At 43.8% G+C, this 12,156-nt stretch carries 8 protein-coding genes and 4 tRNA genes; 3 read left to right on the plus strand and 9 right to left on the minus strand.

From position 1 onward, the window contains the following. Positions 1-13: 13 nt before the first annotated feature. Positions 14-262, minus strand: coding sequence for a 30S ribosomal protein S16 (rpsP, locus tag MD535_RS17600; RefSeq protein WP_250615891.1), 249 nt, complete (start codon positions 260-262; stop codon positions 14-16). 430 nt (positions 263-692) lie between these two features. Next, complete coding sequence (ffh, locus tag MD535_RS17605) at positions 693-2,081, minus strand: signal recognition particle protein (RefSeq protein WP_265676351.1); 1,389 nt, start codon at positions 2,079-2,081, stop codon at positions 693-695. A 172-nt stretch (positions 2,082-2,253) separates the two neighbouring features. On the opposite strand from ffh, the gene MD535_RS17610 reads away from it, so the two are divergent. Continuing rightward, positions 2,254-3,048 (plus strand): cytochrome C assembly family protein, encoded by a 795-nt coding sequence (locus MD535_RS17610; RefSeq protein ID WP_265676352.1) that lies wholly within the window; start codon positions 2,254-2,256, stop codon positions 3,046-3,048. 104 nt (positions 3,049-3,152) lie between these two features. After that, positions 3,153-4,424, plus strand: a complete 1,272-nt coding sequence (locus MD535_RS17615) for an HlyC/CorC family transporter (RefSeq protein ID WP_265676353.1) — start codon at positions 3,153-3,155, stop codon at positions 4,422-4,424. Between the two features lie 75 nt (positions 4,425-4,499). On the opposite strand, the gene metH is transcribed toward MD535_RS17615, so the two are convergent. Further along, on the minus strand, positions 4,500-8,177 hold the full coding sequence (gene metH, locus MD535_RS17620) for a methionine synthase (protein ID WP_265676354.1): 3,678 nt from the start codon (positions 8,175-8,177) through the stop codon (positions 4,500-4,502). Between the two features lie 301 nt (positions 8,178-8,478). Between metH and MD535_RS17625 the strand changes: the two genes are divergently transcribed. Continuing rightward, positions 8,479-9,804 carry a cation:proton antiporter gene (locus tag MD535_RS17625; RefSeq protein WP_265676355.1) on the plus strand — a complete coding sequence of 442 codons (1,326 nt, stop codon included), beginning with the start codon at positions 8,479-8,481 and terminating at the stop codon, positions 9,802-9,804. 340 nt (positions 9,805-10,144) lie between these two features. On the opposite strand, the gene MD535_RS17630 is transcribed toward MD535_RS17625, so the two are convergent. The 6 genes from MD535_RS17630 to MD535_RS17655 form a co-directional block, all read right to left on the minus strand. Further along, a tRNA-Asn gene (locus tag MD535_RS17630) sits at positions 10,145-10,220 on the minus strand. 54 nt (positions 10,221-10,274) lie between these two features. Then, positions 10,275-10,350: transfer RNA gene (locus MD535_RS17635), tRNA-Phe, on the minus strand. A gap of 7 nt (positions 10,351-10,357) precedes the next feature. Continuing rightward, positions 10,358-10,433, minus strand: a tRNA-Thr gene (locus MD535_RS17640). A gap of 74 nt (positions 10,434-10,507) precedes the next feature. Then, positions 10,508-10,583, minus strand: a tRNA-Phe gene (locus MD535_RS17645). Positions 10,584-10,686: 103 nt separating this feature from the next. Continuing rightward, positions 10,687-11,820 carry a membrane-bound lytic murein transglycosylase MltC gene (gene mltC / locus MD535_RS17650; protein ID WP_265676356.1) on the minus strand — a complete coding sequence of 378 codons (1,134 nt, stop codon included), beginning with the start codon at positions 11,818-11,820 and terminating at the stop codon, positions 10,687-10,689. 52 nt (positions 11,821-11,872) lie between these two features. Next, complete coding sequence (locus MD535_RS17655) at positions 11,873-12,145, minus strand: oxidative damage protection protein (RefSeq protein WP_265676357.1); 273 nt, start codon at positions 12,143-12,145, stop codon at positions 11,873-11,875. Positions 12,146-12,156: the final 11 nt, after the last annotated feature.

Raw genomic sequence — 12,156 nt, forward strand, 5'->3', positions numbered from 1 at the left:
ACTGAGCTAATAATTAAGCCGCTTTTTGAGCGTCTTTAACTAGCTTAGCTACGCGGTCAGAAACTGTAGCGCCTTGGCTAACCCAGTGGTTAACGCGCTCTAGATCTAGACGTAGGCCTTCTTCTTGACCTTGAGCAGTTGGGTTAAAGAAACCTACTTTCTCAATGAAACGACCAGTTGCAGCATTGCGGCTATCCGCTACTACGATTTGATAGAATGGACGCTTCTTCGCGCCGTGACGTGCCAAACGAATGGTTACCATATCGTCCTCTTTGCTTTCTCAATAATAAAAATGACCTCAGAAGCGTTTCTCTTATGAAAAACCTGAGGTCTCGTGCCAAAATAAAGCCCCGGAATTTTACTCTTATTCCGTTTCAATGCAAGGTATTTAGCTATTTTTTCACCAGCACAAACGAGAGCTTTGTAGTGTGATTGAGTTAACAGTTTGAAAAGTAACATCACAACGATGAGAAATTAAACACAACTCATGATTAAAAAACCAACAATCGTTCTATAATTTCCGCTCACAAACAAGCCGTCACTCACCGTGATAACTGACATCTTTGATAGGTTGTATTTAGGTAGAAGCTGGCGATATAAAAACGGGTTACTCACATCGTTGTGAGCAACCCGAATTTCAAAATGGGTAGAGAAGCTGTGTTAGCTAGCTCATTCTATGAACAGCATGTCAATTAGCGTCCAAATGGGTTAAAACCACCGCCGCCGCCCATGCCGCCACCGCCCATCATACCTTGCATATTACGCATCATGCCGCGCATGCCACCTTTTTGCATCTTCTTCATCATCTTTTGCATTTGGGTAAACTGCTTAAGAAGACGATTAACATCTTGAACTTGAGTACCAGAACCTGCAGCAATACGCTTTTTGCGTGAGCCTTTAATAAGCTCTGGACGCTGGCGCTCTTTCATCGTCATAGAGTTGATGATGGCTTCCATCTGCTTAAACATTTTGTCATCAACTTTATCTTTAACATTATCTGGGACGTTCGACATGCCTGGTAGCTTGTCCATCATTCCCATCATTCCACCCATATTTTGCATTTGGCCAAGCTGTTCACGGAAGTCTTCAAGGTCAAAACCTTTCTTTTCCTTAAACTTCTTAGCCATTTTTTCGGCTTTTTCGGTATCGACATTACGCTGTAGGTCTTCAATCAACGACAGCACATCACCCATGCCTAAAATACGCGATGCCACACGATCCGGGTGGAAAGGTTCAAGCGCGTCAGTTTTTTCACCCACACCCAAGAACTTAATCGGCTTACCGGTAATATGACGAACCGATAACGCAGCACCACCACGTGCGTCACCATCAACCTTGGTAAGAACGACACCCGTTAATGGCAGCATGTCCCCAAACGCTTTTGCCGTGTTCGCAGCATCTTGACCGGTCATCGCATCAACAACGAATAGCGTTTCAACAGGATCGATAGCCGCGTGAAGATCGCGAATCTCTTCCATCATTTCATGATCAACCGCGAGACGACCCGCCGTATCAACAATCAATACGTCGTAGAATTTTTTCTTCGCATGCTCAATCGCATTGTTGGCAATATCAATCGGTTTTTGATCTGCCGATGAAGGGAAGAAATCAACGCCTACATCACTCGCCAATGTCTCAAGCTGTTTAATCGCCGCCGGGCGATAAACATCGGCAGACACAACCAGTACTTTCTTCTTCTCACGCTCATGGAGCATTTTTGAAAGCTTACCAACACTGGTCGTTTTACCGGCACCTTGCAAACCTGCCATCAAAATAACGGCAGGTGGCTGTGCGGCAAGATCTAAAGCTTCATTCGATTCGCCCATCACAGACTCAAGCTCTGCTTGAACAATCTTGATGAACTCTTGGCCTGGTGTCAGCGATTTAGACACCTCAACACCAACGGCACGTTCTTTAACGCCTTTAATGAACTCGCGGATCACAGGCAATGCCACATCCGCTTCCAGAAGCGCCATGCGAACTTCGCGTAACGTGTCTTTAATATTCTCTTCGGTCAAACGACCTTTACCGCTGATGTTCTTCAGCGTTTTGGATAGACGATCCGTTAAATTCTCAAACATTTTTTTCTCTTCGCTTAAAAATTGCGATCAATTATGGTGAGTATACCTTAGCCAGCGATCAGAGTCATACTTAACAAGATCAAATACTAATCAATACTTTTTACATATGCCGTAGCTCATTGGGTCGATGCAGGGTATAATTCAAGCTCTAAACCATAGATTTTTAGGCAAAATGGACAGTTTAATCGCAACATCTGCAGCCATTTTTTATGCGCTTGCTATCGCTACCATCATCCCAGGCTTGGTTCAACAAGTCGGGATCCGCACGAAAACTGTTCTCATCAGTGCTTCGCTAGCCCTGCTATGTCATGCCTGGTTGCTAAGTGATCTTATCCTAAGTGGCTCTGGACAAAACCTTAGCATCCTAAATGTCGCCTCACTGATTGGCTTTATTATTTCACTCTTTATGAGTGCGGCTATGATGAAAACGCGCATTTGGTTTTTACTGCCTGTCGTCTACAGCTTTGCCGCTATCAACTTATCCGTCGCGGCATTTGTACCGACCGCCTTCATTACCCATTTAGAACATAATCCAAAGCTATTGCTTCATATTGCATTAGCATTATTTTCGTATTCCACGTTATCCATTGGGGCTCTTTATGCTATCCAACTTGCTTGGCTCGATCACAAACTAAAAAATAAGAAAGCGTTGGGCATCAACCCGAACTTACCCCCATTAATGATGGTGGAAAGGCAACTTTTCAAGATCATTTTAATTGGAACCGCTCTACTCAGTGCCACACTGATCACAGGTTTCATCTTTGTCGAAGATATGTTTGCTCAAGGCAAGGCGCACAAAGGTATCCTGTCATTCATGGCATGGGTAATTTATTCTGTACTGCTTTGGGGTCACTACCATAAGGGATGGCGTGGTAAAAAAGTGACTTGGTTTGCCATTGCTGGCGCAACATTGCTCACCTTAGCGTACTTTGGTAGTCGCTTTGTTCAAGAAATCATACTCAACTAATTCAGAATGACGCCTTGCTCACTGTTATTCAAAAGTAGCATTGACATCAAGCGTCAACTCGCTCATTAATTGACCAATACTATTATTAAAGGAACGGCTACGTTTTGGACGACATTTCGACCGGTATTTTATTTGCGATTCTCGCAGGTCTGATTGTAATTTCCGGCTATTTTTCTGGTTCAGAGACAGGGATGATGTCTTTGAATCGCTATCGACTCAAACATCTCTCAAAAACGGGTCATAAAGGCGCAAAGCGCGTTGAACGATTATTAAATCGTCCAGACCGCCTGATAGGATTAATCCTTATCGGAAACAACCTCGTCAATATTCTCGCGTCTGCAATTGCAACCGTTATTGGCTTACGTCTTTATGGGGATGTTGGTGTCGCGATAGCAACGGGCGCCTTGACCCTTGTTATTTTAGTCTTTGCGGAAGTCACCCCAAAAACTCTGGCCTCTCTCTATCCCGAGCGAGTATCCTTCATGAGCAGCATCTTACTCACCATTTTAATGAAGTTACTCTCTCCTCTCGTCATTCTGGTTAACTTCATTACTAACGGCTTTATTCGACTTCTTGGCATTAAAGCTAACCACAATGATGAAGACCACTTAAGCTCTGATGAATTACGTACCGTGGTTAATGAAGCCGGGTCATTAATCCCTAGACGTCACCAAGACATGCTGATTTCAATTTTGGATCTTGAACATGTCACCGTAAACGACATTATGATTCCACGTAATGAAATCACCGGTATCAACATCAATGATGATTGGAAATCTATTGTGCGCCAGCTAACACACTCCCCTCACGGTCGAGTGGTACTTTATCGCGATCAAATAGATGAAGTTGTCGGTATGCTAAGACTTCGTGAATCTTATCGTCTTATGCTAGAAAAAAATGAATTCACTAAAGAGACACTGTTGCGCAGCGCCGATGAAGTCTACTTTATTCCGGAAGGCACTCCCCTCAACGTACAAATGCTAAAATTTCAGCGTAATAAACAGCGGATTGGTCTTATCGTCGACGAATATGGCGACATCAACGGTCTTGTAACGCTAGAGGATATCTTAGAAGAGATTGTTGGTGAATTTACCACTTCTATCGCCCCAACCTTAGCTGAAGAAATTTCACCACAAGGCGATGGCAGCTTCTTAATCGAAGGCAGCGCAAATATACGAGACATCAACAAAGGATTAAAGTGGTCACTACCCACCGATGGTCCAAGAACGCTTAATGGCTTAATGCTTGAGCACTTAGAAGATATTCCTGAAAGCCATCTAAGTATCGAAGTGGCCGAGCACCAAATGGAAATTGTCGAACTAGAAGAAAACCGAATAAAAATGGTTAAGGTCTTCCCTAAAAACCATCAGTCTTGATAGACGCATTTTCATCCAGAAAAAAACGGCTCTTTATGAGCCGTTTTTTGATTGTCTACTTCAGACACACTCGCGTTAGTTTATATTTGGTCCCAGCCACTTTTCAGCTTCAAGCCTATCCCAGCCTTTGCGATCTGCATAGCTCAACAATTGATCCTCTTGAATTTGAGCTATGGCAAAATAACGCGAATCTGGGTGGGAAAAATACCAACCAGACACCGACGCTCCTGGCCACATAGCATAGCTTGTTGTTAGCGACATATTGATAGATTCTTCCACTTGAAGTAAATCCCAAAGCGGCCCTTTCTCTGTGTGCTCAGGACATGCAGGGTAACCCGGCGCAGGTCGAATACCTTGGTATTTTTCACGAATCAGATCTTCGTTATCCAATGACTCATCGGGAGCATAACCCCAAATGTCTTTACGAACACGGACATGTAAGTATTCCGCAAATGCCTCTGCTAGGCGGTCAGCAACGGCTTGAATCATAATCGCATTATAATCATCGCCATTCGCTTTATATTCATCAGCTAACTCTCGCTCTCCAATTCCGCCCGTTACAGCGAAGGCACCTATCCAGTCATGCTTACCACTGCTCTTCGGTGCAATGTAGTCTGATAGACAGTAGTTAAAACCTTTAGGTTTCTTGGTTTGCTGTCTTAGATTACACAATAACTGTTTGACTTCGGTTCGTGACTCATCGGTATATACTTCAATATCGTCATCAACGCTGGCAGCAGGAAATAAACCACAGATGCCTCGCGCCTTCAGAAGTCCTTCTTTTTCAACACGATCGAGCATATCGTTCGCATCCTTAAACAAGCGCTTCGCTTCTTCACCAACTTCTTCATGTTCAAAGATTTTCGGATACTTACCCATTAGTGTCCACGTCATAAAAAATGGCGTCCAATCGATATACTCTCGCAACGTCGCAACGTCAAAGTCATCGAAAATATGAATGCCAGGTTTTAATGGTGCTGGAGGCGTATAACTATCCCAATCAATCGCGACTTTATTGTCTCGAGCTTGCTCAAGTGTGACTGGCGCGGTTCTTGGCTTCTTACGATTATGCTGATCACGTACACGGTCATAATCAATATCGAGCTTGCTAACAAAATCTGGTTTCAACTCGTTCGACAGTAGCGAAGTACACACGCCTACCGCCCGCGATGCATTGTTAACATAGACAACGGGCTGATTGTAATTTTGTTCAATTTTAACAGCGGTATGCGCTTTAGACGTCGTGGCGCCACCGATGAGCAATGGTAGGTCAAAGCCTTGTCGCTCCATTTCTTTAGCAACATGCACCATTTCATCTAACGATGGGGTAATCAATCCTGACAGACCAATAATATCGACGTTTTCTTCTTTAGCTACCTTCAATATTTTTTCGCACGGCACCATGACGCCAAGATCGATGATCTCGTAATTATTACATTGCAGTACAACGCCAACAATATTTTTACCGATGTCATGAACATCGCCTTTTACCGTCGCAAGCAATATTTTACCGTTGGTAGAGCCCGCTTCTTTCATCGCATTAATAAAAGGTTCTAAATGTGCCACCGCCTGCTTCATAACTCGAGCGGACTTCACTACCTGAGGTAGGAACATTTTGCCTTCACCAAATAAATCACCAACCACATTCATACCATCCATTAACGGACCTTCAATGACGTGTAGTGGTTTTTCGGCATTAATGCGCGCTTCTTCGGTATCCTCAACAATAAACTCGGTTATGCCTTTTACCAACGCATGCTCTAAGCGTTTTTCGACCGACCAAGTGCGCCACTCCAGTGCACTGGCATCTTCTTCCTTACCCACACCCTTATTCGCATATTCAGAGGCAATGTCCAGCAATCGCTCTGTTCCATCATCGCGACGGTTTAAGACTACGTCTTCAACCGCTTCACGAAGCTTATCTGGAACATTGTCATAAACCTCTAACTGACCCGCGTTGACGATGCCCATATCCATACCATTTTTAAAACAGTGGTAAAGGAACACCGCGTGAATCGCTTCACGAACGTAGTTGTTGCCACGGAATGAAAACGAAACATTCGAGACCCCACCGGAGATCATGGCGTGAGGCAAATCTCGTTTGATATCTGCGACGGCTTCAATAAAATCGACGGCATAATTGTTATGCTCATCAATCCCTGTCGCAACTGCGAAAATATTAGGGTCGAAAATGATGTCTTCCGGTGGGAAACCCACTTCATCCACCAGCACGCGATAAGCTTCAGTACAAATTTCAATTTTTCTTTCACGAGTATCCGCTTGGCCCACTTCATCGAATGCCATCACAATGACGGCCGCACCATAACGACGAATCAACTTAGCTTGCGCGACAAATTTTTCTTTGCCTTCTTTTAACGAAATCGAGTTAACGATCCCTTTACCTTGGATACATTTCAATCCCGCTTCAATCACTTCCCATTTAGAGGAGTCGACCATAATCGGTACTTTGGAGATTTCAGGCTCTGACGCACAAAGATTTAAAAATCGCACCATGCAGGCTTCAGCGTCTAGCATGCCCTCATCCATATTGATATCGATGATCTGTGCACCGTTTTCAACTTGCTGACGTGCGACTTCGAGTGCTTCATCATAGAGCTCTTCTTTGATGAGACGCTTAAAACGAGCGGAGCCTGTCACATTGGTTCGCTCACCGACGTTAATAAATAAACTGTCTTTTTCTATGGTTAGCGGCTCTAAACCTGACAACCGACAAGCCACAGGAATATCAGGTAATGCACGAGGTGTTACGCCTTCCACGGCTAACGACATCTGACGAATATGCTCAGGAGTGGTTCCACAACACCCCCCGACTAAGTTTAGAAAGCCACTTTGTGCCCATTCACCAATGTGCTCTGCCATGTCTTCAGGCGATAAATCATACTCGCCAAATGCGTTAGGAAGACCTGCGTTAGGGTGAGCGGAAATATAGCCTTCACCAATACGGGAAATTTCTTGCACGTATTGACGCAGTTCATCAGGGCCTAGCGCGCAGTTAAGACCAAACGAGATAGGATTGACATGACGTAATGCGTTATAAAAAGCTTCGGTGGTTTGTCCGGATAACGTCCGTCCAGACGCATCGGTGATGGTCCCCGAAATCATAATAGGCAAATCGACATCAAGCTCTTCAAGTACCGTTTCAACCGCAAACGCACAAGCCTTAGCGTTCAGCGTATCAAATACAGTTTCGATCAAAATAAGATCCGAACCACCTTTAATCAAGGCTCGAGTAGACTCAGAGTATGCAATAACGAGCTCATCAAATGAGACGTTGCGGTAGCCGGGATCATTCACATCGGGAGAAATTGAACACGTTCGGTTTGTCGGGCCTAAAACTCCGGCAACAAATCTTGGTTTGTCCGGGTTCTTTGCCGTCCACTCATCAGCGACTTCGCGAGCAAGGCGCGCCGCTTCGAAGTTAATCTCATCACTCAAAGATTCCATATCATAATCGGCCATCGCAATCGTAGTGGCGTTAAATGTATTGGTTTCAAGGATATCGGCACCCGCTTCTAGGTAAGCACTATGGATTTCTTTGATGAGTTCAGGTTGAGATAAAACCAAAAGATCATTATTACCTTTAAGATCGGATGGCCAATCAGCAAAACGTTCCCCTCGATAATCGGCTTCTTCCAACTTATAGCCTTGAATCATCGTCCCCATCCCACCATCAATAAGTAGGATGCGTTTTTTCAATTGAGTCTCAATCACTTGTCTAATGCTGCTTACCACAATACTGCCTCGTTCCTTGCTGTTGTAGCCATCCTATCATAGTAACTTTAGAAATCTAGACGTCTAAAATAACTTTTGAGTGCTTTATTTCCAACCAAACTAACTAAGTCCAATCTCTCTCGCAACCTTTTCATTACTTCCTATGTCATAACAAGAATAAAAACAAAACTCGACGTAAAGAAGGTCAATTGATGACTAAACGTTCTATACCTAAAAGGTATGAATTTTCAATTAGTGATTGATCTTCACTCACGACAGGAACAAAATCCTATTCACAATTTATTACAATTAAGGTGACGTAATGTCCGTTTATCAGACACTCTGTTTTTTGTCTGCAGCAGCAATGCTGATTGCATTCATCAATAGTAAGATCGGTAAAATGCAAACCACCATCGCAATTACTGCGGGAGCCATGATCCTTTCTTTAATGATTCTCATTGGAGGACAAAACGGTTGGTTCGATCTAACGGGTGTCGCCTCTAAAATGGTCGCCAATATTAATTTCGAAGACTTTCTTCTTAAAGGCATTTTGGGCTTTCTTCTGTTCGCTGGCGGCCTAGGCATAAAATTGCCTCACCTGAAAGATCAACGGTGGGAAATCACCGTATTAGCATTAGGCGCCACGCTGTTTTCAACCTTTTTTATTGGCGCTGTGCTTTATGGATTTTGTCAGTTTATCGGTGTGCCATTTGACCTAATTTACTGCTTACTCTTTGGCGCGCTTATCTCCCCGACCGATCCTATCGCCGTGCTAGCCATTGTAAAAAAACTGGATGCGCCTGAGCGAATTTCAACACAAGTAGAGGGCGAATCTTTATTCAACGATGGATTTGGCTTGGTGATTTTCGTTACGCTATACACGATAGCCTTTGGCAACGAAGCTCCCAGTGTGACCGGGGTTTCCTTACTCTTCTTGCAAGAGGCCGTCGGCGGCATTGTTTATGGTTTTTTACTTGGTCTACTGTTTCATTACCTAATAAGTGCAACGGATGACCACTCAATGGAATTGTTGCTCACTATTGGTATTCCAACTGCAGGTTATGCCTTCGCGGATGTCCTACACGTCTCTGGCCCACTATCCATGGTGGTATCAGGCATCATGATTGGCAACTGGACTCGCTATATTGGTTTTTCAAAAGAATCAGAAGAGCATCTTGACCATTTCTGGGAATTAGTGGATGAATTTTTAAATGGCGTGTTGTTCTTATTGATCGGTATGTCGATGCTGCTATTTCAATTTCATGAAGAAGATTGGATTCTTATGGCTTTCTCCATTCCACTGGTATTAGGGGCTAGATATTTAAGTGTCGCGTTATCCTACGTAGGTTTTAAACGTTACCGACGTTATAACCCATGGTCGATAAGAATACTTACATGGGGTGGCTTAAGAGGAGGACTAGCGCTTGCTATGGCGTTATCAATACCAGCAGGGGTGTGGGTAATTGAAGATAAACTCATCGACGTGAAAGAGATTATCCTCGTCATGACTTACTCTGTGGTTGTGTTCTCCATTTTAATCCAAGGTTCAACTATTACTCCTATGATTGAAAAAGCCAAGTTAGCTGAAAAAAACATGGCGAATAAAGATTCGACTCCAACTGATATTTCATCAGATAAGACTGAATAGCACATTCTATTTCAATGCATTCAGAGAGCAGAAATAACGGATAATCTTTGTAAACTCCGCTCTGCTCTCTGTCCCCCCTCAGTAACAAGCAATAAAACCAACTGAAAGAGCTGTAGAGGCCGATACCCGTGCCAACCCTAGCTACCCTATACCCTTTCAACCAGCGTTCAATGGCGGGACTAGAAAGTGGCAAACCAATCAAATGCGCAATAAACAAGAAATACGACGGGGATAACGAAAGCGCGCCAAGCCCCTTAGGGCAGCACGATGCAAAACGATCAAGTGTAAAAGTATCAGATGCAAAAAAGGCCTCATCTTTCGATGAGGCCTTTTTCTAAAGTGGCTCCCCTTGCAAGACTTGAACTTGCGACATACGGATTAACAGTCCGCCGTTCTACCAACTGAACTAAAGGGGAATTATCTGTGTCAACATCAGGTCCTAAGACCATTATTTGTTAAGCACCAAATAATGGTGCCTCGAGGCGGAATCGAACCACCGACACGAGGATTTTCAATCCTCTGCTCTACCGACTGAGCTATCGAGGCAAAAGAATGGTGCCGACTACCGGAGTCGAACTGGTGACCTACTGATTACAAGTCAGTTGCTCTACCTACTGAGCTAAGTCGGCACACTAAATTCTTTATGCTTCTGTTCGTGCTACAAATCTTTACTAAAAATCGTTGGCACCAACAAATCAAATTGTGGTGCCCGGAGGCGGAATCGAACCACCGACACGAGGATTTTCAATCCTCTGCTCTACCGACTGAGCTATCCGGGCAACGGGGCGCTATTAAACGGATTTTCCGCTCTCCCGTCAACAGGTTTTTTAAAAAAACTTCAAAAAACCGTTTAAGCGCTGCATTTTTCAGCAAAAGTAACTATTAACCCTTTCCTGCGTTAAAATCCTTTTTGAATTTTGTTACTTTTTCTAGGTATCGGCGTGATTCAGAATTTGGGTGTTTTTTCGTTAATGCCCAATAAACTTGATTAGGTTGCAAAGAATTCAAATCATTCATTGCTCGCTTTCTATCTTTGCTGAACGTATTCAATACTCCCCCCGTCCCACCGTTATACGCTGATATCATGCTGTACTCGAGAGATGTTGGATGACGAACCGCCTTCAGGTAGCGATTTTTTAGGATATAAAAATAAGCCGTACCGGTATCAATATTCTGCTCGGGATTAAAAAGGTACTCTGGCGATGGTTCACCAGGCTTATTTTTAACCAGCTTAAATACGTCTCGTCCCGCCGTTTTGGGCACCACTTGCATCAAACCATACGCATTGGCCCAACTTACCGCATAAGGATTAAAGCTACTTTCCGTTTTGATGATGGCGTATATGAGGTCTTCTGGGATGTCATATTTGAGCGACGCGCGCCTAACGATATCGGCATATTGATAACTTCGTTTGCTCGCATGGTCTTTTACCATGGGGATTTCTACGTAGTACGCTTTTTTATAATCGACATTCTTTGTTTTGACTTTATTGGCAATAAGATAGTCCGCAAAGCGACTCGCACGCCACGACCATTGCATCGGTTTTTGCTCTTGGTCGACAACTTGGTTGTAAAGAAAGGGCTGCCCCTCAAGCTTAATGCTGCGAGACGAGAATAAATCGACACTCGCGGGATCATCAGGAGTGAGCAAGGTTGTGACGATCGCATTTTTAAGATGCTTTTCCGGCTCAGTAGGCGAGACGGTTTCAATCGTTATCAACCCTTTGCTAAAATCGACTTCTGCGCGACTCAGGTAATTATCAATGTACTTGACGTAATTGCTTTTCCCCGCCACTTTAATCTCACGGCTACCCCAGCGCTTTTCGATATTGCCATTGAAGCTACCAATTAAGGCATCCATCGCCTTGGTATCTTTGAGGTACTGCCCTGGAAGTTCAGCAAGGTTTTTAGCAAAACGGTTGGTCGGTTCATAATTAACATCGTAAATTTTTTCAATAAATTCACGGCTGCAGCCTACTAGCAGTATCGGTACCAAGAAATAAATCAGTTTTTTCATAGTCGCTAATAAAAACACCACGCTAGGTGGTGTTTTTCAATATCCTTATTTCTTACTCTGACGGCGGCGTGTACCCATCGATCACGATGTCTTTCCCTTCAAATAGAAAGTTGACCATTTCGGTTTCAAGCAACTTTCGATGTTCAGGATCCATCATGTTAAGTTTTTTCTCGTTGATCAGCATCGTTTGCTTAGATTGCCACTGCGCCCACGCTTCTTTTGATACGTTGTCGAAAATACGTTTGCCCAAATCACCAGGGTACAGCTGAAAGTCTAACCCTTCGGCATCTTTTTGTAGTCGAGCACAGAAGACCATACGGCTCATAATGTTATCCT

This window comes from Vibrio qingdaonensis (assembly GCF_026191675.1).
Classification (GTDB): domain Bacteria; phylum Pseudomonadota; class Gammaproteobacteria; order Enterobacterales; family Vibrionaceae; genus Vibrio; species Vibrio qingdaonensis.